Annotated in this window: 19 protein-coding genes and 1 tRNA gene; 12 read left to right on the top strand and 8 right to left on the bottom strand. The window is 69.1% G+C overall.

What is annotated here, in order from left to right; genetic code table 11:
- The first annotated feature begins 27 nt into the window (after positions 1–27).
- The 5 genes from tolB (at position 28) to ABD767_RS06745 (ending at position 3,683) form a co-directional block, all read left to right on the top strand.
- Positions 28–1,347 (top strand): Tol-Pal system beta propeller repeat protein TolB, encoded by a 1,320-nt coding sequence (tolB, locus tag ABD767_RS06725; RefSeq protein ID WP_103043785.1) that lies wholly within the window; start codon positions 28–30, stop codon positions 1,345–1,347.
- A 74-nt stretch (positions 1,348–1,421) separates the two neighbouring features.
- Entirely contained in the window at positions 1,422–1,958 is a 537-nt protein-coding gene (gene pal, locus ABD767_RS06730; RefSeq protein ID WP_103043786.1) for a peptidoglycan-associated lipoprotein Pal, read from the top strand.
- A complete protein-coding gene (gene ybgF / locus ABD767_RS06735; RefSeq protein WP_344868916.1) occupies positions 1,958–2,734 on the top strand; it encodes a tol-pal system protein YbgF in 777 nt (258 codons plus the stop codon). Before pal ends, ybgF begins: the two co-directional genes overlap by 1 nt.
- Positions 2,735–2,739: 5 nt before the next feature.
- Complete coding sequence (locus ABD767_RS06740; RefSeq protein ID WP_103043788.1) at positions 2,740–3,579, top strand: tRNA threonylcarbamoyladenosine dehydratase; 840 nt, start codon at positions 2,740–2,742, stop codon at positions 3,577–3,579.
- Between the two features lie 28 nt (positions 3,580–3,607).
- A tRNA-Lys gene (locus tag ABD767_RS06745) sits at positions 3,608–3,683 on the top strand.
- A gap of 50 nt (positions 3,684–3,733) precedes the next feature.
- Here the strand turns inward: ABD767_RS06745 and ygfZ are convergent.
- Positions 3,734–4,654 carry a CAF17-like 4Fe-4S cluster assembly/insertion protein YgfZ gene (ygfZ, locus tag ABD767_RS06750; RefSeq protein WP_103043789.1) on the bottom strand — a complete coding sequence of 307 codons (921 nt, stop codon included), beginning with the start codon at positions 4,652–4,654 and terminating at the stop codon, positions 3,734–3,736.
- Between the two features lie 50 nt (positions 4,655–4,704).
- Here ygfZ and mltG point away from each other — a divergent pair, with 50 nt between their 5' ends.
- The 6 genes from mltG (at position 4,705) to ABD767_RS06780 (ending at position 9,290) form a co-directional block, all read left to right on the top strand.
- Complete coding sequence (mltG, locus tag ABD767_RS06755) at positions 4,705–5,694, top strand: endolytic transglycosylase MltG (RefSeq protein WP_103043790.1); 990 nt, start codon at positions 4,705–4,707, stop codon at positions 5,692–5,694.
- Positions 5,691–6,356, top strand: coding sequence for a dTMP kinase (gene tmk, locus ABD767_RS06760; RefSeq protein WP_103043791.1), 666 nt, complete (start codon positions 5,691–5,693; stop codon positions 6,354–6,356). Before mltG ends, tmk begins: the two co-directional genes overlap by 4 nt.
- Positions 6,353–7,366, top strand: coding sequence for a DNA polymerase III subunit delta' (locus tag ABD767_RS06765; protein ID WP_103043792.1), 1,014 nt, complete (start codon positions 6,353–6,355; stop codon positions 7,364–7,366). Before tmk ends, ABD767_RS06765 begins: the two co-directional genes overlap by 4 nt.
- Positions 7,367–7,385: 19 nt before the next feature.
- Positions 7,386–7,745 carry a PilZ domain-containing protein gene (locus ABD767_RS06770; RefSeq protein ID WP_103043793.1) on the top strand — a complete coding sequence of 120 codons (360 nt, stop codon included), beginning with the start codon at positions 7,386–7,388 and terminating at the stop codon, positions 7,743–7,745.
- A 61-nt stretch (positions 7,746–7,806) separates the two neighbouring features.
- Positions 7,807–8,619 carry a YchF/TatD family DNA exonuclease gene (locus ABD767_RS06775; protein ID WP_103043794.1) on the top strand — a complete coding sequence of 271 codons (813 nt, stop codon included), beginning with the start codon at positions 7,807–7,809 and terminating at the stop codon, positions 8,617–8,619.
- Positions 8,616–9,290 carry an ankyrin repeat domain-containing protein gene (locus ABD767_RS06780; RefSeq protein ID WP_103043795.1) on the top strand — a complete coding sequence of 225 codons (675 nt, stop codon included), beginning with the start codon at positions 8,616–8,618 and terminating at the stop codon, positions 9,288–9,290. Before ABD767_RS06775 ends, ABD767_RS06780 begins: the two co-directional genes overlap by 4 nt.
- A gap of 39 nt (positions 9,291–9,329) precedes the next feature.
- Here the strand turns inward: ABD767_RS06780 and ABD767_RS06785 are convergent, their stop codons facing one another.
- The 7 genes from ABD767_RS06785 to ggt form a co-directional block, all read right to left on the bottom strand.
- Complete coding sequence (locus ABD767_RS06785) at positions 9,330–11,243, bottom strand: diguanylate cyclase domain-containing protein (protein ID WP_103043796.1); 1,914 nt, start codon at positions 11,241–11,243, stop codon at positions 9,330–9,332.
- A gap of 81 nt (positions 11,244–11,324) precedes the next feature.
- A complete protein-coding gene (locus ABD767_RS06790) occupies positions 11,325–12,578 on the bottom strand; it encodes a M20/M25/M40 family metallo-hydrolase (protein WP_103043797.1) in 1,254 nt (417 codons plus the stop codon).
- On the bottom strand, positions 12,575–14,350 hold the full coding sequence (gene uraD / locus ABD767_RS06795) for a 2-oxo-4-hydroxy-4-carboxy-5-ureidoimidazoline decarboxylase (RefSeq protein ID WP_103043798.1): 1,776 nt from the start codon (positions 14,348–14,350) through the stop codon (positions 12,575–12,577). The genes ABD767_RS06790 and uraD overlap by 4 nt, the downstream gene beginning before the upstream one ends.
- 59 nt (positions 14,351–14,409) lie before the next feature.
- Entirely contained in the window at positions 14,410–15,375 is a 966-nt protein-coding gene (gene puuE, locus ABD767_RS06800) for an allantoinase PuuE (protein ID WP_103043799.1), read from the bottom strand.
- A 12-nt stretch (positions 15,376–15,387) separates the two neighbouring features.
- Complete coding sequence (locus tag ABD767_RS06805) at positions 15,388–16,053, bottom strand: FCD domain-containing protein (RefSeq protein ID WP_103043800.1); 666 nt, start codon at positions 16,051–16,053, stop codon at positions 15,388–15,390.
- Positions 16,054–16,179: 126 nt separating this feature from the next.
- Entirely contained in the window at positions 16,180–18,057 is a 1,878-nt protein-coding gene (locus tag ABD767_RS06810; RefSeq protein WP_103043801.1) for an EAL domain-containing protein, read from the bottom strand.
- 194 nt (positions 18,058–18,251) lie between these two features.
- On the bottom strand, positions 18,252–20,036 hold the full coding sequence (ggt, locus tag ABD767_RS06815) for a gamma-glutamyltransferase (protein WP_103043802.1): 1,785 nt from the start codon (positions 20,034–20,036) through the stop codon (positions 18,252–18,254).
- Positions 20,037–20,155: 119 nt separating this feature from the next.
- On the opposite strand from ggt, the gene uraH reads away from it, so the two are divergent.
- Positions 20,156–20,506, top strand: a complete 351-nt coding sequence (uraH, locus tag ABD767_RS06820) for a hydroxyisourate hydrolase (RefSeq protein ID WP_103043803.1) — start codon at positions 20,156–20,158, stop codon at positions 20,504–20,506.
- Positions 20,507–20,511: the final 5 nt, after the last annotated feature.

Genomic DNA, 20,511 nt, shown 5'->3' on the forward strand with positions numbered 1-20,511 from the left:
CATTTCCTGTTTGTTTGATGGTCGTCCATGTCTTTTGACCGTTCTCTTTCTCCCCTTGCCGCAGAATCTTTCGCCACCCTGCGCCGGCGCAGCGTGATTGGCGCCGTCGCCGCCTCGGGAGCGCTTCCGGCGCTGGCGCAGTTTCGCGTCGAGATCACCGGTGTTGGCCTCAACCAGATGCCGATCGCGATTGCCCCGCTGCGCGGCGAGGATCAGTCGCCCCAGAAAATCTCGCAAATCGTCCTGGCCGACCTGCAGCGCAGCGGCCGCTTCGTCGGCGTCAACAGCGACGGCGTGGCGCTGGACGAAGCCACCCGCCCGGACATGGCCATATGGCGCGAGCGCAAGGCCGACGCTCTCAGCGCCGGCAGCATCACCCGCCTGGCCGACGGCCGCTGGGAGGTGCGCTTTCGCCTGTGGGACGTGGTGCGCATGGAGGATCTGGGCGGGCAGAGCTTTGCCGTCACGACGGGCGACCTGCGCCTGGTCGCGCACCGCATGGCCGATTTCATCTACGAAAAGCTCACCGGCGAGCGCGGCGTGTTCTCCACCCGCATCGCCTACGTCACCAAGGTCGGCCCGCGCTACAGCCTGTGGGTGGCCGACGCCGACGGCGAGAACGCGCAGTCGGCGCTGTCGAGCACCGAGCCCATCATCTCGCCGGCCTGGTCGCCCAGCGGGGCGCAACTGGCCTATGTGTCGTTCGAGTCGCGCAAGCCAGTCGTCTACGTGCACGACGTGGCCACCGGCCGCAGGCGCCTGATCGCCAACTTCCGCGGCTCCAACAGCGCGCCGGCCTGGTCGCCCGACGGCAAGCGCCTGGCGGTCACGCTCACGCGCGACGGCAATTCGCAGCTCTACAGCATCGACGCCCAGGGCGGCGAGCCGCGCCGCCTGATGCAAAGCAGCGGCATCGACACCGAGCCGGTGTTCTCCAGCGACGGCGCCAGCATCTACTTCGTCAGCGACCGCGGCGGCTCGCCGCAGATCTACCGCGTGCCTGCCAGCGGCGGTGCCGCCCAGCGCGTGACCTTCAGCGGCAACTACAACATCTCCCCGGCCATCAGCCCCGACGGCCAGTGGCTGGCCTTCATTACGCGCAGCGGCGGTGCGTTCAAGCTGCAGGTGATGGACATCAAGAGCGGCGCAGTCACATCGCTGACCGACACCAGCGCAGATGAGAGCCCCAGCTTTGCCCCCAACGGCCGCCTGATCATGTACGCCACCCAGTTCCAGGGACGCGAGGCGCTGATGACGACCACGCTGGACGGGCGCATCAAGACACGCCTGGCCGGTCAGGGCGGCGACATTCGCGAGCCCGACTGGGGGCCGTTCCAGAAGCAGTAACGCCTGCTCGTTCCCTTTTCCACAACCACCGGGTCACCGGATTTTCGCTTTCCTTTTTCAGGAGTTTTTTCATCATGAACCGTTTGCGTTTGAAGCCTGCCGCGCTGGTGCTGTCCATGGCTGCCGTGCTCGCTGGTTGCAGCTCGGGCGTCAACCTGGACCAAGTGCCCGTCGAGGACAAGGGTGCCATCTCCACCAACGGCCAGGGCGGTGCGGGCAGCGGCGCGGTGGCGCCGGTCGACCTGACGGGACAAAGCGGCGCCGACGTGGGCCCCGTGGGCGTGGAGCGCATCGTTTATTTCGACTTCGACAGCTACGCCGTGCGCCCCGAGTACCAGTCCACGCTTGAGCAGCACGCACGCTTTCTGAAGGCCGAGCCCTCGCGCAAGGTCATGCTTGAGGGCAACACCGACGAGCGCGGTGGGCGCGAGTACAACCTGGCACTGGGCCAAAAGCGTGCCGAGGCCGTGCGCCGTGCGCTGGCGGTGATGGGCGTGAGCGACGCGCAGATGGAGGCGGTGAGCTTCGGCAAGGAAAAGCCCGCGGTCCATGGCTTTAACGAAGACGCCTACGCGAAGAACCGCCGCGTTGAGCTGAATTACCACAAGTGATGGCCGGGTACGTGCACCCACGCGCGGCCTTGCGTGCGCTCACCGTGGCCGCCTGCGCGACGGCGGCGCTGTGGGCCACGCCCAGCTACGCGCTGTTCGAAGACGGCGACGCGCGCCGCGCCATCCTGGAGTTGCGCGAGCGCGTGGATGCGCTCACGCAGTCCAGTCAGCAAAGCGGCGAGCGCTCAAGCACCGACGCGGCGCAGCTGCGCCGCAGCCTGCTGGACATGCAGACCCAGATCGAGGCGCTGCGCGTCGAAGTAGCCAACCTGCGCGGCGCCAACGAGAAGCTGCAGCGCGACGTGGCCGATCTGCAGCGCAGCCAGAAGGACACGCAGCAGCGCCTGCACCAGTTCGAGCCCACGACGGTGCAGGTCGACGGCATGGAGTTCGTCGCCGAGCCCAAGGAGCGCCAGGATTACGAGGCCGCGCTGGGCGTGTTCCGCTCGGGCAAGTTCGCCGAGGCGGCCACTGCTTTCGATGGCTTCGTGCGCCAGTACCCGCAGTCGGGCTACCTGCCTTCGGCGCGCTTCTGGCTGGGCAATGCCCAATATGCCACGCGCGACTACAAGGGCGCCATCGACAACTTCAAGGCGCTGCTGGCCGCCAACCCCAACCATGCGCGCGCGCCAGAGGCCGCCCTGTCGATCGCCAATTGCCAGGTCGAGCTCAAGGACACCAAGGCCGCACGCAAGACGCTGGAAGACCTGATCAAGGTCTACCCTCAGTCCGAAGCCGCCAGCGCCGCCAAGGAGCGCCTGGCGCGCCTGAAGTAAGCGCCGTGGACGCGGGCGCCGAGACCAGCATCCTCCCGGAGGTGGCCGAGGACGATGGCGTCCAGGCCAGCCTGGAGCGGCGCTTTGGCGGCCTGGCGCGGCTGTACGGCGTGGCGGGCGCCGCGCGTATTCGCACCGCCCATGCGGTCGTCATCGGCATCGGCGGCGTAGGCTCCTGGGCTGCGGAGGCGCTGGCGCGCAGCGGCGTGGGGCGGCTGACGCTGATCGACCTCGACCATGTGGCCGAGTCCAACGTCAACCGTCAGATCCATGCGCTGACCGGCACGCTGGGGCAGGCCAAGGTTCAGGCCATGGCCGAGCGCATCGCACAGATCAACCCGGACTGCCAGGTGCAGTGCATTGAGGACTTCGTCGATGAGGCCAACTGGCCTGCGCTGCTGCAGGGCCAGACGGTGGACGCGGTGATCGACGCCTGCGACCAGGTGCGCGCCAAGACCGCGCTGGCCGCCTGGGCGCTGCGCCAGCGGCGGCGCTCCTGCGCCTTCGTCAGCGTAGGCGCGGCCGGCGGCAAGCGCCTGGCGCACAAGGTCGATCTGGCCGACCTGTCGCAAACCACGCACGACCCACTGCTCGCGCAACTGCGCTACCGCCTGCGCCGTGAGCACGGCGCGCCGCAGGGCGGCAAGCGCATCGGCATCGCCTGCATCTTCAGCCGTGAGGCCGTTGCCGCGCCCCACGCATCGTGCGACCTGCAGGGCGGCGACGGCTCGCTCAACTGCCGCGGCTACGGGTCGTCCGTTGCGGTCACTGCCACGTTTGGCCAGTGCGCGGCAGGATGGGTGATGGAAAATCTGGCTGTTTCCGCAGAAACGGCAATTTTTTGAATTAGAATCACAGGCTTCGCAAGAATACGGGTCGTTAGCTCAGCCGGTAGAGCAGCGGACTTTTAATCCGTTGGTCGTTGGTTCGAATCCAACACGACCCACCACTCTGGAAACGCACTGATCTTTCAAGACCAGTGCGTTTTTTCATGCCGCTTCAAATGTCCTGCAGCAAAGCGTAGGGCAGGGGCTGCAGCGTCAGCGGTACGCCGGTGGCAGTTTGCAGCGTGGCGTCGGCTGCGGCGATCTGCAGCACGACCAGTGCTGCGGCGCTGCCGTCCGGGGCGTTGGCGCATTGGGCGACCAGGCCGGCGGGCTCGTCGGGGTGGCCGGCGGCATGGATTTCGGTGCCGGGCGCGCAGTGGGCTGGCAAGTGTGCCAGGTAGGTGCGCCGTTTGATCGCGCCGCGAAACTGGCTGCGCGCCACCACCTCCTGGCCGGGGTAGCAGCCCTTTTTGAAGCTCACGCCGCCAATGGATTCGTAGTTGAGCATTTGCGGCACCAGCTTGTCGGTCAGTGCGGCGCTGAGCGTGGCGACGCCGCTGGCCACTTCGCTCCACAGCCAGTGCGCCTGTGCCAGCGACGGCGCGTCGGGCGCGGCGTGATCCGCGGGCGCCAGCCACAGCGCGCGCGACTGGCCGGCCGCGGGGTAGAGCCGCACGCTGGCTGCGCCGCCCTGCACATGCTGCTGCCACGGTGTGGCCCCCGGAGGCAGGGCGGCCTGCGCGGCGGAGCCGGCCAGGCCCCAGAGCTGGAATTGCGCCGTGGCGTCGCTCAGCCTTGCCTTGGCGCGCAGCACGAACAGCGACAGGCGCTTGAGCGTGGCGACCAGCAGGTCGCGGCTGCAGACCAGCGCGATGTCGTCGTTGGCAAGCCACACGCCGATCATGCTGGTCAGCATGCGGCCCTTGGGGCTGAGCAATGCGGCCAGGCGGGCCTGGTCGGCCGCCAGGTGCAGGAAGTCCTGGGTGAGTTGTGAGTGCAGAAAAGGAGCGGCGTCGTCGCCCTGGACGCGGATCACGCCCAGATGGCTCAGCGGGGCGGCGCCGTCGAGCGCTGGAGAAGGCAAATCGTTCATGGGCTGAATTATGATGACCGGTTTGGTTTGACGTGGGTTGGGGTTGTTTCGTGCGCCGTTTTCTGCTTGTACTGCTGCTGATTGTGCTTGCTGCTGGTGCCGGTGCGGCTTGGTGGCTGCACGCGCCGCTGCGGCTGCCGGGCGGGCAGGCGGTCGAGCTGGAGATCGAGCCCGGCACCGCGCCGCGCAGGGTGGCGCAGGCGGTGGCACAGGCGGGCGTGCAGGTGCAGCCGCGTTGGCTGTGGCTGTGGTTTCGCATCTCGGGCAAGGATCGTCAGATCCGCGCCGGCAATTACGAGATCACGCAGGGCACCACGCCCTATGAATTGCTGCAGAAATTGGTGCGCGGCGAACAATCGCTGAGCACGGTGACGCTGGTCGAGGGCTGGACGTTTCGCCAGGTGCGCCAGGCGCTGGCGCAGGCCCAGCAGCTCAAGGACGATACGGCCGCGATGGACGACGCCGCCATCATGGCGGCGCTGGAACGCGCAGGCGTCGCGCCCGAGGGCCGGTTCTTCCCCGACACCTACGCCTACGCCAAGGGCAGTTCGGACCTGGCCGTGCTGCGCCGCGCGCTGCACGCGATGGATCGGCACCTGGATGCGGCCTGGGCGCTGCGCGCGCCGGACACGCCGCTCAAGTCGGCCGACCAAGTCTTGATTCTGGCGAGCATCGTCGAGAAGGAAACCGGCCGCGCCGAGGATCGCGCACAGATTGCCGGCGTGTTCACCAACCGCCTGCGCCGCGGCATGCTGCTGCAGACCGACCCGACGGTGATCTACGGCCTGGGCGAGGCCTTCGACGGCAACCTGCGCAAGCGCGACCTGCAGGCTGACACGCCCTGGAATACCTACACTCGCGCCGGCCTGCCACCCACGCCGATCGCAATGCCGGGCAAGGCGGCGCTGCTGGCTGCGGTGCAGCCGGCGCCGACCAAGGCGCTGTATTTCGTCGCGCGTGGCGACGGCACCAGCCACTTCAGCGCCACGCTGGACGAGCACAACCGCGCGGTCAACCGCTACCAGCGAGGACGCAAATGAGTGCAGCCGGCCTGTTCATCACCTTCGAAGGCATCGACGGCGCGGGCAAATCCTCGCACATCCAGGCGCTGGCGCAGGCGCTGCAGGATGCGGGCTCGCGCGTGCTGCTCACGCGCGAGCCCGGCGGCACGCCGCTGGCCGAGAAGCTGCGCGAGCTTCTGCTGCACGAGGGCATGGATGCGCTCACCGAGATCCTGGTCGTCTTCGCCGCGCGGCGCGACCATTTGCGCTGTGTCATCGAGCCGGCGCTCGCGCGCGGCGAGGTGGTGCTGTGCGACCGCTTCACCGACGCGAGCTTTGCCTACCAGGGTGCAGGGCGGGGCTTTGACCTGCAGACGCTGGCACTGATGGAGCGCCTGGTGCAGACCGGCGCCGGTGCCGACGCGCAGCGGCTGCGCGAGCCCGACCTGACGCTGTGGTTCGACCTGCCGCCCGCGGTGGCGGCGCAGCGCCTGCAGGCCGCGCGCAGCCCCGACCGCTTCGAGGCCGAGCCGGCGGCGTTCTTCGAGCGCGTGGCCGCGGGCTATGCCGCGCGCGCCACGCAGGCGCCGCAGCGCATCGTGCGCATCGACGCCGACCAGGAGCGTGCGCAGGTGGCCGCCCAGGTGCGCGCGGCGCTGCAGGCGCGCGGCTGGCTGGCGGCGCCCGGAGGCGGGGCATGAGCGGGCAGGGCGCCGTGCCCGAATGGATAGCCGCGCAGCGCCAGGCGCTGTTGGCCCAGCGCGGCCATGCCTGGCTGCTGCAGGGGCCGTCGGGCCTGGGACAGTACGCGCTGGCGCTGTCGTTGGTGCGCGCCTGGCTGTGCGATGCGCCGACGCAGGGCGGTGCCTGCGGCCAGTGCGCCAGCTGCCACGCCATCGACGTGCACACCCACGCCGACCTGTGCGTGCTGATGCCCGAGACCCAGATGCTGGCACTGGGCTGGCCGCTGCCCGAGAAGGCGCAGGCCGACATCGACGACAAGAAGCGCAAGCCCAGCCGCGAGATCCGGGTCGACGCGATGCGCGATGCGGTCGAGTTTGCCCAGCGCACCAGCGCACGCGGGCGCGGCAAGGCGGTGCTGGTCTACCCGGCAGAGCAGATGAACGCGGTGGCGGCCAACGCCTTGCTCAAGACGCTGGAGGAGCCCGCGGGCGACCTGCGCTTCGTGCTGGCCAGCGAGGCGGCGCACCAGTTGCTGCCGACGATTCGCAGCCGCTGCCTGGCGCACACCATGCTGTGGCCACAGCAGGACGCCATCCTGCACTGGCTGGCGCAGCAGGGCGTGGACGCGCAGGCCGCGCAAGTGTGGCTGCGCGCCTGCGGCGGGCGCCCCGACGATGCGCTGGCCCTGGCGCGCAGCGGCCGCGCTCCTGCGTCGTGGGCGCAGTTGCCGCGCACGCTGGCGCGCGGCGACGCGGCGGCGCTGGCCGACCTGGCGCCGGCACAGGCGGTCGACGTGCTGCAGAAGCTGTGCCACGACCTGATGGCGTTGCGCGCGGGTGCCGCGCCGCGCTATTTCGAGCCGCAGGATCTGCCCGCGGCGCAGCTGCTGCCGCAACTCACCGTGCTGGTGCGCTGGTCGCACACGCTGGCGCAGCAGGCGCGCACCGCCGATCACCCCTACAACGCCACCCTGATGCTGGAGGCGCTTGTGGGCCAGGCGCGCGCACTACTACACTTTGATACTTGACTTCTGTACCGCCCGCGCCATGAACACCACAGCCACCACGCCGCGCCCCAGCGTCATGCAGCTCAACATCAAGGAGCGGGCCGCGCTGTACGCAGCCTATATCCCGTTCTTTACCGAGGGCGGCATCTTCGTGCCGACGACCAAGGACTACCGGCTGGGCGACGATGTCTACGTGCTGCTGTCGCTGCCCGACAGCCCCCAGCGCTACCCGGTGGCCGGGCGCGTGGCCTGGGTCACGCCGGCGCATGCCTCGGGCAACCGCAGCCAGGGTGTGGGCGTGCGCTTTCCCAACGACGACAAGTCGCGCGAGCTGCGGCTCAAGATCGAGGAACTGCTGGGCGCCAGCCTCGGCATGGACAAGCCGACTCAGACCATTTGATTTCTCCACCCTGCGCCGGGCGGCCGCGCACAGGCGGCCACCCGGTGCGTATGCTTTGCCGATGTTTGTCGATTCCCACTGCCATTTGAACGATGCGGCGCTGGCGCCGCAGCTGCCGCAGATACGCGCCGCCATGCAGGCCGCCCAGGTCGATCGGGCGCTGTGCATCTGCACCACGCTGGAAGAGTTCGACGGTGTGCACGCGCTGGCCACCCGCTATGACAATTTCTGGGCCACCGTCGGCGTGCACCCTGACGAGGAGGGCGTGCGCGAGCCCACAGTGCAGGATTTGCTCGATCGCGCGGCGCTGGCGCGCGTCGTCGCCATTGGCGAGACAGGGCTGGACTACTACGGCATGCAGGATCGCAAGGGCGGGCGCAGCATTGCCGATCTGGACTGGCAGCGCACGCGCTTTTCCACCCACATCCGCGCGGCACGCGCGGCGCGCAAGCCGCTGGTCATCCACACGCGCAGCGCCAGCGACGACACGCTGGGCATTCTGCGCGAGGAGGGCGAGGATGGTGGCGCGAGCAGCGCAGGCGGCGTGTTCCACTGCTTCACCGAAACGCAGGCCGTGGCACGCGCCGCGCTGGACATGGGTTTTTACATCTCGTTCTCGGGCATCCTGACCTTCAAGAACGCGCAGGATCTGCGCGACGTGGCGGCCTTCGTGCCGCTCGATCGTCTGCTGATCGAGACCGACAGCCCGTATCTCGCGCCCGTGCCCTACCGCGGCAAGGTCAACAACCCGTCGTACGTGCCGTTCGTCGCGCAGCAGATCGCGCAGTTGCGCGGCCTGCCGGTCGAAGAAGTGGCCGAGCTGACCAGCCGCAACTTCGAGCGGCTGTTTTTGCGCGGGGAGCCGCAGCCATGATGCGCCGCCGCATCCTGGCCCTGCTGCCCGCCGCGCTGCTGCTGGCCACGCACGGCGTGCAGGCCGGCGCGTACGAGGATTTCTTTCGTGCGCTGCAGGTCGACGACGGTGCCACGGTGGCAAATCTGCTGCGCCGCGGCTTCGACCCCAATGCGCGCACCGCCGGCGGCGAGCCGGCGTTGCTGCTGGCGCAGCGCGAAAAGGCGCGCAAGGCGGTCGCGGCGCTGCTGGCCGCGCCCGGCCTGCAGGTCAATGCCGCCAGCGCCAAGGGCGAGACCGCGCTGATGCTGGCCGCGCTGCAGGGCGACCTGGCCACGGCCAGGGCATTGATCGAGCGCGACGCCGACGTGAACCAGGTCGGCTGGACGCCCTTGCACTACGCCGCCTCCAGCCTGGGCGACGACGCGCCGGCGGTGACCGCACTGCTGCTGGAGCACCATGCCTATATCGATGCGGCATCTCCCAATGGCACGACGCCTTTGATGATGGCCGTGCGCTACGGCCGCCCCGAGGTGGCGCGGCTGCTGGTTGACGAGGGCGCCGACCCGGCGATCAAGAACGAGCTGGGGCTCGATGCACTGGCGTTTGCGCAGCAGGCCAAGCGCCCCGACATGCATGAGCTGATTCTGCAGGCCATCCGCAAGCGCCAGCCCAACCCGGGCCAGTGGTAGGCCGGCGAAGGCGCAGTTGCTCAGAGCGTAAACACGCTCTCAAAGCGTGTTTACGCTCTCGGCGTGCGCTTCGTGCTGGCGCACCCAGGCAACGAGCTGCGCGGGCGCCAGCGGCTCCGTCCAGTACGACCCGCTGCCGGCGCTGCAGCCCAGCGCCTGCATGCGCTGCAGCGCGGCTGCATCGTCCACACCGCCGGCGCTGACCGGCAGCTGCAGCGACCGGGCGACGGCCGCCAGCGTCTGCAGAGTGCGCGCGTGCGCCGCGTCGCTGCTGCGCACCAGGGGGGCGTCCAGCTCCAGCGCCGCCGCCGACAGGTGATCCAGCCACAGCGGGCTGGCCGCGCCGCTGCCAAAGCGGCGGATGACGATACGCACGCCGCTGGCGGCCAGGCGCTGCAGCGGCGCGGCAAGCTGCGCCACTTCGGTGCCGTTTTGCGGCTCGGCCAGCTCCAGTATCAGCGCGCTGGCCGGCAGCTGGGCGGCGGCCAGCGCCTCGGCCACCTGGCGTTCGATGGCGCCGTGGCGAAACTGCAGCGCCGAGACCGGAGCGCTCACCGCCACGTCCTCCAGGCCTTGGGCGCGCCAGGCGCGTGCGTCCTGGCAGGCGCGGCGCAACGCCCAGGTGCCCAGCATGTCGACCAGCCCGCTGCTGGCAACCAGCGGCGCGTCCGCGTCCAGCCATTGCGCACCCAGCCGGCTGTCCTGCCACAGGATGCGCGCTTGCGCGGCGGCCACGCGCGTGCGGCCCAGCGCCACCTGCGGGAGGTAGTGCAGCTGCAGAGCGTCGTCCACCAGCGCCTTGCGCAGCCGCTGGGTGTGCTCCAGGCGCTGGCGGGCCTGCTCGTCCATGCCGGGCGCAAAAAAGTGCAGCGTGTCGCCGCCCGCGGCCTTGGCGTGCTGCATGGCCAGGTCGGCGTGGCGCAGCAGCGTGTCGGTGTCGTTGCCGTCGCGCGGCGCCACGGCAATGCCGATGGAGGCCGTCAGCTGCAGTGGCTGCTCCTGCGTGGCAAAGGGCTGCTCCAGCGCCTGCAGCAGCTTGGTCAGGAGGCTGGTGACCGCGCCGTTGCCCTGCAGGTCGCCGGCGGTGATCAGGAACTCGTCGCCCGAGAAGCGCGCCACCGTGTCGGACGCGCGCATGCTGGTACGCAGCCGCTGGGCCAACTGCACCAGCAGGCTGTCGCCCTCGTCGTGGCCCAGGCGTTCGTTGACCTGGCCGAACGTGTCCAGGTCGAGCAGGACGACCGCCACCTGCGTGCCGCTGCGCTGGGCATGCTCGAGCAGATGGCCGAGGCGATCCTTGGCCAGCGTGCGGTTGGGCAACTGCGTGAGGCTGTCGCGGTGGGCCAGCAGCTCGATGCGCGCGTGTGAGCCGATCAGCGCCTGGCGGTCGGTCTCGATTTGCTCCAGCGCCCGGCCCAGGTCGGCCACCAGCAGCCAGACGAAAAATGCGGTGACCACCAGCATGGCCGACATCAGCACGATGCGGTGCGGTCCCAGCGGCGCAGCCGTGCTGGGGAGGATGCCGCGCAGGTGCATGCCGTAGAGCAGGGCGAGCGCAGCCAGCATGCACACCAGCAGCAGCGCCAGCAGCCGGCGCGAGCCGAACAGCCCGGCAAACACCAGCAGGGCAGGCAGCGCCAGCAGCGTGGCGTCGTACAGCCCCTCGCTGGCCAGTGCCAGCAGCGCCACCGTGGGCGCGCCCAGCAGCGCCGCGGTGGCCAGCTGCGGATGGCCGCGGCGGCTCCAGTGCACGCCCAGCGCCAGCACGGCGGCCGCGCACAGGTGCAGCGCCACGGCGGCCCAGGCGTGGTGCGTGGCGCTGGCCACGGCCAGTGCGGCAAAGGCGACGATCAGAATCCACAGCACCTGGTGCAGGCGCTGGCGGCGCCACTGGTGCACCTTGGCTGCGGGGATGGTGGCGTCGCTGAGGTCGTCTGGGAGGGTGGAAGGCATGGCCTGAGTATGGGCGGGCGGCCGTGCCGGTGCAAGAGAACTGCCCGCGCCCGGGTGGGGCGGGCATCAGAGGCCGCTGGCCTATGCCAGCAGATCGGCCAGCGTGCGCGCGACGACCTTGGTGGCGCGGCGCAGGTCTTCGAGCTGCACGCGCTCGTCGTTTCTCTTGGCGTGGGACTCCAGCACGGTGCGCGGGCCGGCGCCGTAGATCACACCGGGAATGCCTTGTTCGACGTACAGGCGCACGTCGGTATACAGCGGCGTGCCGACGGCCGGTGGCTTTTCGCCGAAGACCGCCTCGCCGTGCTTTTGGATGGCGTCGACCAGCGGCGCGTTGCCGGCCAGCGGCGTCATGGCGTTGGCCAGCAGGATGCGGCGGATGTCCACGCGCACCGCGTCGTCGCCGGTGTAGCCGCGCTGCGCGTTGAAGTCTTGCACCGCCTGGGCGATGACGGCGCGGATGCGGGCCTCGACCTCGGCCGGGTTTTCCTCGGGGATCATGCGGCGGTCGAGCTTGAGCACCACCTTGCCGGGAATGACGTTGGTATTGGTGCCGCCCTCGATGCGCCCGATGTTCAGATAGGGGTGCTTGATGCCGGGCACCCGGGAGCTGATCTGTTTATACGCGGTGTTTTCCGCGTACAGCGCGCCCATGACGGCCACGGCGCCCTGCAGTGCGTCGACGCCGGTGTGCGGCACGGCGGCGTGCGCCATCTTGCCGTGCACCGTGACCTCCATCTGCAGGCAGCCGTTGTGCGCGGTCACGACCTCGTAGGAGAAACCGGCGGCAATCAGCAGGTCGGGTTTGGTCAACCCTTGCGCCAGCAGCCAGCCTGGGCCGAGCAAGCCGCCGAACTCTTCGTCATAGGTGAAGTGCAGTTCGATGGCGCCCTTGCTGGGTTTGGCGACGGCTTCGAGCGCGCGTACCGCGAAGGTGAAGGTCGAAAAATCGCTCTTGCTCACCGCGGTGGCGCGCCCGTACATCGCGCCGCTGTCGATTTCTGCGCCGTAGGGGTCGTGCTGCCAGCCCTCGCCCGGGGGTACGACGTCACCGTGGGCGTTGAGCGCCACGGTGCGCCCGCCGTCGCCATAGGGGCGGCGCACGATCAGGTTGGTGATGGACTGCATGCCGTAGTCGCGCACTTCCTGCTCGGGCACGGCGTGCTTCTCGGCGTCAAAGCCCCAGGCGGCGATCAGCTCGGCGGTGCGCTCGGCGTGCGGCGCATTGTTGCCCGGCGGCGTGTCGGTGGGCACGCGTACCAGCTGCTGCAAAAACGTGATCTGCTCGTCAAAGTGCTGGTCGATCCAGGCGTCCAGTCGTTCGTAGGTGTTCATGGGTTTTCCTGTGCGAGTTGGTGCAAGACATGGCTGAAGGCGTCGACGGCCAGCTGCATGTCGTCGGCGGTGCTCGATTCCAGCGGGTTGTGGCTGATGCCGCTGTTCTCGCCGCGCACGAACAGCATGGCCTGGGGCAGCATCTGGTGGATCTTCATCGCGTCGTGGCCGGCGCCGCTGGGCATGCGGTGCAGCGGCAGACCCAGTGCCTGCACGGCCGCCTCCCAGCGCATCTGCCACACGGGGTTGCTGGGCGCGGCGCTGGCCTGCATCGAGCGCGTGCTCTCGTAGCGCAGGCCGCGGCGCTGGCAGATGGAGGCAAATTCGGCCAGCACGTCGGCCTCCAGCGCGTCGCGCTGCGCGTCGCTGGGCGCGCGCATGTCCAGGCTGAACAGGCAGCGCCCCGGCACCACGTTGACCGAGCCGTTGGGCACCTGCAGCATGCCGACGGTGGCCACGCTGCCCACGTCGCGCAGCGCGCGCTGCTCGGCGTACAGCGCAAGCTCGGCGGCGGCCAGCGCGGCGTCGCGGCGGAGGTCCATTGGCGTGGTGCCGGCGTGGCTGGCCATGCCGGTGACCTGGCACTGGTAGCGGCTGCTGGCGTTGATGCTGGTGACCACGCCCAGTGGAATGCCCAGCTCGTTGAGCACCGGGCCCTGCTCGATATGCACCTCGATGAAGCCCAGGTAGCGCGCCGCATCGCGCTTGAGCCTGGGGATGTCGTCGATGCACAGGCCGGCATGCACCATGGCGTCGCGCAGCGTGATGCCGTCCGCGTCCTGCTGGTCGAGCCACGCGGGATCGAAGTCGCCGACCAGCGCGCCCGATCCGAGGAAGGTCGCCTTGTAGCGCTGGCCTTCTTCCTCGGCAAAGGCGACGAGCTCGATGCCGAACGGCAGGCGCCGCTTCTCGCGGGCCAGGGCACGCACGCAGGCCATTGGCACGAAGATACCCAGCCGGCCGTCGTACTTGCCGGCGTTTCTCACAGTGTCGTAGTGGCTGCCGGTAAGCAGGTATTTGCCGCCTTCTTGCGCCGGGTGGTAGCGGCCGACGACGTTGCCCACGGCGTCAATACTGACTTCGTCAAAGCCCGCCTCGCGCATCCAGTGGCTGATGCGCTGGGCGCAGGCGCGGTGGGCGTCGGTCAGGTAAGTGACGGTGAGCTGGCCCAGTTCGGCAAAGCCGGCATCGCTGTGCTGGGCCAGGCGCTCGTGCCAGTCCCAGACGTCGTTGCCGAGCACGGGCTCGGCGTCGAACTTGTCGTTGAGCCGAATTTCTGCAATGCGGTGGATGTTGCGCAGCGCCTCGGCGCGCTCGAAGTCCCGGGGGTTGTCCAGGCGGCGGGCAAAGGTGTCGATGATTTGCCGCTTGGACAGGCCCAGCCCGCGCGGGCCGCGCACTGCCAGGATGAAGGGAAAGCCGAAGCGCGCGTTGTAGTCCTGGTTGAGCTGCTGGATGCGCTCGAACTCCTTTGGCGTGCAGTCGGTCAGCCCGGCCTTGTTCTGCTCGTTGGTCGATTCGGCAGTCAGCGTCTTACCGACCATGGCCTTGCCGGCCAGCTCCGGGTGGGCGCGGATCAGTTGCAGCTGGCGCTCTTCGCCCGCGGCGTCCAGCGCCTGTACCATTGCGTATTTGAGCTGCGCCAGACTGGTGAACGGGCGCCGCGCCAGCGCCGCCTCGGCAATCCAGGGCGAATGCTCGTACACGCCGTCCAGCAGTTGCACGGCTTCGGAGAGCGGGGCTGCGTTCAGTTGTTCCAGGGTCAATGCCACGGGGAATGTCTCCTATCGGTGTCGTTGTCGTCTTGTCGATGGGGCGCCGGCAGCGCCGGTCAGAGCGGTGCGGGGAAGCGCTCGGCCCAGTGGCGCGCCAGGTCGATGCGCCGGCAGATCCAGACGCGGTCGTGGCGCTGGATGTAGTCCAGAAAGCGCTGCAGCGCGGTGATGCGCCCGGGGCGGCCCAGCAGGCGGCAGTGCATGCCGATGCTCATCATCTTGGGCGCGTTCAGGTCGTCCGGATCGCCCTCGGCGTAGAGCGTGTCGAAGCTGTCCTTCAGGTACTGGAAGAACGGGTCGGCGTGCGAGTAGCCCTGGGGCAGGGCAAAGCGCATGTCGTTGGCGTCCAACGTGTAGGGCACGATGAGCTGGTGCGCGGCGCTGCCGTCGCTCTTGCTCACTTTCATCCAGAACGGCAGGTCGTCGCCGTAGTAATCGCTGTCGTAGGCAAAGCGCCCGGCGTCGGCCACCAGGCGGTGGGTGTTGGGGCTGTCGCGGCCGGTGTACCAGCCCAGGCCGTGGTCGCCGCCGCTGCCATAGAGGTCTTCGAAGATATCCAGGCACTGCTGCATGTGGGCGCGTTCGACGGCTTCGGGCAGATCCTGGTAGTGGATCCAGCGCAGGCCGTGGCAGGCCACTTCGTGGCCCAGTTCGTCGAAGGCTTGGGCGGCCTCTCGGTGTTTTTGCAGCGCGCTGGCAATGCCGAAGACGGTCAGGTGCAGGCCCCGGCGCTCGAACTCGCGCAGGATGCGCCACACGCCGGCGCGCGCTCCGTATTCGTAGATGCCCTCCATGCTCATGTGGCGCGCTGGGTAGGCCGCGGGGTTGAACATCTCCGAGAGGAACTGCTCGCTCGCCGCGTCGCCGTGCAGCACGCAGTTTTCGCCGCCTTCCTCGTAGTTGAGCACGAACTGCACCGCAACGCGCGCCTGGCCTGGCCAGTGGGGATGGGGCGGATTGCGGCCGTAGCCGTGCAGGTCGCGGGGGTAGGGTGCGGTGGCGTCGTAGATGGGCAGGGACATGGGTGGGGACTTTCAGGAAAGCGCCAGCGACAGCTCGTTGGCCGGTTGTTCGCGGTCGTATACCAGGCTGGCCTCGACGTGCTGCAGGTGCTCGTCCATCAGGCGCACCGCGCGCTCGGCGTCGCGTGCGGCCAGTGCGTCGACGATGGCCTCGTGCTCCTCGTGCGAGTGCGCGGCGGCGCTGGCGCTCTGGTACATCAGCACGATCAGCGCGCAGCGCGAGATCAGCTCGCCCAGCAGCTGGGCGAGCACCTCGTTGCCGGTCAGCCGCGCCATGGCGACGTGGAAGTCGGCCAGCAGTTCGCTGCGCCCGGACACGTCGGCGCGCTCCACGGCGGCCTGCTCGCGCGCCACGTGGTCGCGCAGCGCGCGAAGCTGCGCCGGTGTGCACTGGGCGGCCAGGTTGCGCGTCATCTCGGCCTCCAGCATGCGGCGCACCGCAAAGACCTGGCGCGCCTCCTCGGCCGTGGGTGCGGCGACGAAGGCGCCGCGCGCCGGCTCCAGGCGCACCAGCCGGTTTTGCGACAGCTGGAACAGCGCCTGGCGCACCAGGGTGCGCGAGACGCCGAAGTGATCGGCCAGCTTCTGCTCGGCCAGCTTGGTGCCGGGGTGCAGGCGGTGCTCGATGATGGCGCGCGTGAGCTGCTCGACGATTTGGCTGGTGGTGGTCGTTTGCATGGCGCCATGATAGCGCTGGCGACCAAATGTGTATACACTTTTGGTGCACCGCAAATCCAAGGAAAACCCGGTCTGTACCGAGCCGCCAGCGCAGTACATCGGTGGCGGGCGGAAGGAGGCAGGCGGTCAGCCCGCCGTGGCCAGGGCAGGCTGGAGGGCGCTGTGGTGGCGGCGAACGAAGTCGGCAAACGACTGCGCCGGCAGCGCCGCCGACCAGTGAAAGCCCTGGCCGACGTCGCAGCCCAGCGTCTGCAGCAGTTGCTGCGTGGGCGCGTCTTCGACGCCCTCGGCCACGGTGCGCAGGCCCAGGCAGCGCGCCATCTCGATGATGGCGCGCACCAGCTCGCACGTTTGCGGCTCGTGCGCGATGTCGCGGGTGAACGAGCGGTCGATCTTCAGGTGCTGTACCGCCAGGCGCTGCAGATAGGCCAGGTTGGAGTAGCCGGTGCCGAAGTCGTCGATGGCCACCTGCACGCCCAGGTCGTGCAGCCGATCCAAAGTCTGGCTCAGGCGGGCGGTGTCGCCCAGCAGCACCGATTCGGTGATCTCCAGCTCGATCGATGTCGCGGTCACGCCATGCTGGCGCAGCACCTGGGTGACCGTGTGCGCCATGTCGGTGCGCAGAAACTGCAGCGGCGAGACGTTGACCGCCACGCGGATGCCGTGCAGCCCCTGCGCCTGCCAGCGCAGCAGGTCGGTGCAGGCCTGGTGCAGCGCCCAGTTGCCCAGCTGCTCGATCATTCCGGCGCGTTCGGCCACCGGGATGAAGCGCTCGGGCGAGATCCAACTCTGTTCGGGGTGGTGCCAGCGCATCAGCGCCTCGGCGCTGGTGATGCGCCCGCTGGCCAGGTCGATCTTGGGCTGGTAGTGCAGCTGCAGCTGGCCGCACTCCAGCGCGTTGCGCAGGCCGGCGCTCAGCTGCAGCTGCTCGGCCAGGCTGGCGTTCATCTGCTCGTCGAAGAAGCGAAACGTGTTGCGCCCGGCGCTCTTGGACTGGGACATGGCCAGGTCGGCGTGCTTGAGCAAGGTGGTGCCGTCGCCACCGTCGCGCGGATGGATGGCGATGCCCAGCGAACAGCTGGTGTGCACCGGCATGTCGTCCAGCGCAAAGGGCTGGTCGAACTGCGCGAGCAGCTTGTTGGCGATCGTGGTGAACGCCTGCTCGTCGCGCACGCCGCCCAGCAGTACCGCGAACTCGTCGCCTGCCAGCCGCGCCACCGTGTCGCCCGGGCGCACGCAGGCGCGCAGCCGCGTGGCCACGGCGCGCAGCAGCGCGTCCGCCCTGGCGTGGCCCAGCCCGTCGTTGATGGTTTTGAAATGGTCCAGGTCGAGGAGCATGACGCCCACCAGCGTCTGGTCGCGCTGCGCCTGGGCCAGCAGGCCGTCGAGGCGGTGCAGCGCCAGCGTGCGGTTGGGCAGGCCGGTCAGCATGTCGCGGTAGGCCAGCTCCTCGATGCGGGCGTGCGAGCGCATCAGCTCGTGCTTTTCGATGTCCAGCTGCGCCAGCAGGTGGCGCTGGTCGGCCTTGACGACCATGACGAAGATGCCGGTGGCGACCAGGATGGTGGCCAGCGCCAGTGGGCGCGAGGCGTCGATCGCGTGCGGCACGCTGGGCAGGAAGCCCAGCTGGTGCGCCCCGTACAGGCCGGCCAGTGCCGCCAGCATGACCGCCAGTAGCGCGGCCGAGAGCCGGTGCGAGCCGAACATGCTGGCAAACAGCAGCAGGCCGGGAAAGGCGATGAAGGCTTCGTCATACAAACCCTGGCCGGCCACCATCAGCCCCAGCAGCATCAGTAGCAGAGAGCCCAGCGTCAGCCAGGCGCTGGCCATTGCCCGGTGGCGCTCGTTGAGGCGATAGGCCGCCACGAGCAGCGCGACCGTGGTCAGCTCCAGGCCGGCGGCCAGCCAGGCGCCCTTGGCCAGGTTCATCGCCGCCAGCAGCATGAAGGCGGCAAGAATGGCGGTCAGCACCTGCCGCAGCCGGGCCTGGCCAAGCACCCGCATGGAAGACCTGCCGGCGCCTGGGGGTTGCGTGGGGTGTGTGGGGCCGTCAGACAAGGTGCTGGGAAGGTGTTGGCGATGGGAAACTTATTGTAAATATATGTTTGTGTTTGTGAGCCATTCCCGCACTCGCCAACAGGTTCCCGGCAACCGGCTCGATCCGCCACGGCCCGGCGCGCGTGCCGGGCCGCGCCGGATCAATACCCCAGCGTGCGCCCGTCCGGGTTGCGCGGGTCGGACGCGCCGTAGAGCACGCCCTCGCGCACCTGGATGGTCTGCGTGCGCCCCATCGTGGGCTTGACGGCGATCTTGTGTCCGCGCTCGCGCAGCAGCGCCAGCGTGTCGTTGGAAAAGCCTTTCTCCAGGCGCAGCTCGTCGGGTGTCCACTGGTGATGAAAGCGCGGCGTGGCGGCGGCTTCAGAGGGGTTCATGCCGTAGTCGACGATGTTGACCAGGGTTTGCAGCACCGTGGTGATGATGCGCGGCCCGCCGGGGCTGCCGGTGACCAGCGCCACCTTGCCGTCCCTGAGCGCGATGGTGGGCGTCATCGACGACAGCGGGCGCTTGCCCGCCTGCACCGCATTGGCGTCGCCGCCGACCAAGCCGTAGGCGTTGGCCACGCCGGGCTTGGCGGCAAAGTCGTCCATCTCGTTGTTGAGCATGATGCCGGTGCCTGCTGCGACGATGCCGCTGCCGAAGTTGGTGTTCAGCGTATAGGTGACGGCCACCGCGTTGCCCGCCTTGTCGACCACCGAGAAATGCGTGGTCTGGTCGCTCTCGTAGGCCTGGGGCTGGCCCGGCTTGATGGACTGGGCCGGGCGCGCCTTTGCTGGATCGATGCCGGCGGCCAGGTGGTCGGCGTAGCGCATCGAGGTCAGGCCCTTGAGCGGCACCTTGACGAAGTCCGGGTCGCCCAGGTACTCGGCGCGGTCGGCGTAGGCCAGCTTCATCGCCTCGGTCATGTGGTGGATGCTCTGCGCGCTGTTGACGCCCCAGTCCTTCATCGGCCAGCGCTGCATCATGTTCAGGATCTGCACCAGGTGCGCGCCGCCCGAGGACGGCGGCGGCATGGTGACGATCTCGTAGCCGCGGTAGTGGCCGCGTACTGGTTCGCGCTCGACCACCTTGTAGTTCTTCAGGTCGGCCAGCGTGATGCCGCCGGCGTGCGGCGCCATCTCGGCGGCAATTTTTTGCGCGATTGAGCCCTCGTAGAAGGCCTTGGGGCCTTCCTTGCCGATCATGCGCAGCGAGGCGGCCAGGTCTTTTTGCACCAGCAGGTCGCCCTGCTGCAGCGGCGCGCCATTCTTCCAGAAGATGGCCTGGCTGGCCGGCCAGGGCGCCAGCGTCTTCGTCTCCTGGCGGAGCACCTTGGCCAGGGTTTCGCTGACCGGATAGCCTTTCTCGGCCAGGTCGGCGGCCGGAGCGACGACGCGCTCCAGCGGCAGGCTGCCCCAGCGCTGCAGCGCGTGCGCCAGGCCGGCAACGGTGCCGGGAACGCCGACGGCGTAGTGGGTATAGAGCGACTTGCCGTCGATCACCTTGCCCTGCGCGTCCAGGTACATGGTGCGGTGCGCGCCCTGCGGCGCCACTTCGCGAAAATCCAGCGCCACGTCGCGCCCGGTCTTCGCGTCATGCACCACCATGAAGCCGCCGCCGCCGATGTTGCCCGCATTGGGCAGCGCCACGGCCAGCGCAAAGCCCATCGCGACGGCCGCGTCGACCGCGTTGCCCCCGGCCTTGAGCGTGTCCAGCCCGATGCGCGAGGCCAGCGCCTGCTCGCTGGCCACCATGCCGTTGTGCGCCACCACCGAGTGGAAAATGTCCATGTCGAAGTCGTAGGCCGCTGCTGCCGCCTGGGCGGCGCTGCTTTGGACGACGGCGGGGGCGGCGGCCTGGGACGACGGGGCGGTGCTGGTGCAGCCGGCCAGGCTGGCCAGCGCCAGCGCGACGCTGGCGGCCAGCAATGTGCTGCGCAAAGTCATGCTTGTCTCCTCGGGTTGTCGGTGGGAGCGGGCAGGGTAAACGACCGATGCCTCCATGCCAAGCGAGTACAAGATTTGTATACACTTTAATTTGCAACCCCAAGACAGGAGACGACACCATGGGCCTGAGTACCCACGTTCTGGACACCATGCACGGCTGCCCCGCGGCCGGCATGGCGGTGGCGCTGTACGCCACCGACGGCGACGACGCCACGCTGGTCAAGCGCCTGGTGCTCAACCACGACGGCCGCACCGACGCGCCGCTGTTCGGCGACGACAGCCTGCGCACCGGCACCTACCGGCTGACCTTCGACGTGGCAGCCTACTTCAAGGCCAGGGGCGTGCAGCTGCCCGAGCCCAACTTCCTGGGCCGGGTGAACCTGGATTTCGGCATTGCCCACGCCGACCAGCATTACCACGTGCCGCTGCTGGTCAGCCCCTGGAGCTACTCCACCTACCGCGGCTCCTGAGCCGT

The sequence above is a fragment of the Comamonas faecalis genome (assembly GCF_039538025.1).
GTDB lineage: Bacteria > Pseudomonadota > Gammaproteobacteria > Burkholderiales > Burkholderiaceae_C > Comamonas_C > Comamonas_C faecalis.

What these genes read in the sequence shown, in the direction of transcription:
- tolB (WP_103043785.1), top strand. Translation starts at nt 28, where the DNA reads ATGTCTTTTGACCGTTCTCTTTCTCCCCTTGCCGCAGAATCTTTCGCC.
- pal (WP_103043786.1), top strand. Translation starts at nt 1,422, where the DNA reads ATGAACCGTTTGCGTTTGAAGCCTGCCGCGCTGGTGCTGTCCATGGCT.
- ybgF (WP_344868916.1), top strand. Translation starts at nt 1,958, where the DNA reads ATGGCCGGGTACGTGCACCCACGCGCGGCCTTGCGTGCGCTCACCGTG.
- ygfZ (WP_103043789.1), bottom strand. Translation starts at nt 4,654, where the DNA reads ATGAACGATTTGCCTTCTCCAGCGCTCGACGGCGCCGCCCCGCTGAGC.
- tmk (WP_103043791.1), top strand. Translation starts at nt 5,691, where the DNA reads ATGAGTGCAGCCGGCCTGTTCATCACCTTCGAAGGCATCGACGGCGCG.
- ABD767_RS06765 (WP_103043792.1), top strand. Translation starts at nt 6,353, where the DNA reads ATGAGCGGGCAGGGCGCCGTGCCCGAATGGATAGCCGCGCAGCGCCAG.
- ABD767_RS06770 (WP_103043793.1), top strand. Translation starts at nt 7,386, where the DNA reads ATGAACACCACAGCCACCACGCCGCGCCCCAGCGTCATGCAGCTCAAC.
- ABD767_RS06775 (WP_103043794.1), top strand. Translation starts at nt 7,807, where the DNA reads ATGTTTGTCGATTCCCACTGCCATTTGAACGATGCGGCGCTGGCGCCG.
- ABD767_RS06780 (WP_103043795.1), top strand. Translation starts at nt 8,616, where the DNA reads ATGATGCGCCGCCGCATCCTGGCCCTGCTGCCCGCCGCGCTGCTGCTG.
- ABD767_RS06785 (WP_103043796.1), bottom strand. Translation starts at nt 11,243, where the DNA reads ATGCCTTCCACCCTCCCAGACGACCTCAGCGACGCCACCATCCCCGCA.
- ABD767_RS06790 (WP_103043797.1), bottom strand. Translation starts at nt 12,578, where the DNA reads ATGAACACCTACGAACGACTGGACGCCTGGATCGACCAGCACTTTGAC.
- puuE (WP_103043799.1), bottom strand. Translation starts at nt 15,375, where the DNA reads ATGTCCCTGCCCATCTACGACGCCACCGCACCCTACCCCCGCGACCTG.
- ABD767_RS06805 (WP_103043800.1), bottom strand. Translation starts at nt 16,053, where the DNA reads ATGCAAACGACCACCACCAGCCAAATCGTCGAGCAGCTCACGCGCGCC.
- ABD767_RS06810 (WP_103043801.1), bottom strand. Translation starts at nt 18,057, where the DNA reads ATGCGGGTGCTTGGCCAGGCCCGGCTGCGGCAGGTGCTGACCGCCATT.
- ggt (WP_103043802.1), bottom strand. Translation starts at nt 20,036, where the DNA reads ATGACTTTGCGCAGCACATTGCTGGCCGCCAGCGTCGCGCTGGCGCTG.
- uraH (WP_103043803.1), top strand. Translation starts at nt 20,156, where the DNA reads ATGGGCCTGAGTACCCACGTTCTGGACACCATGCACGGCTGCCCCGCG.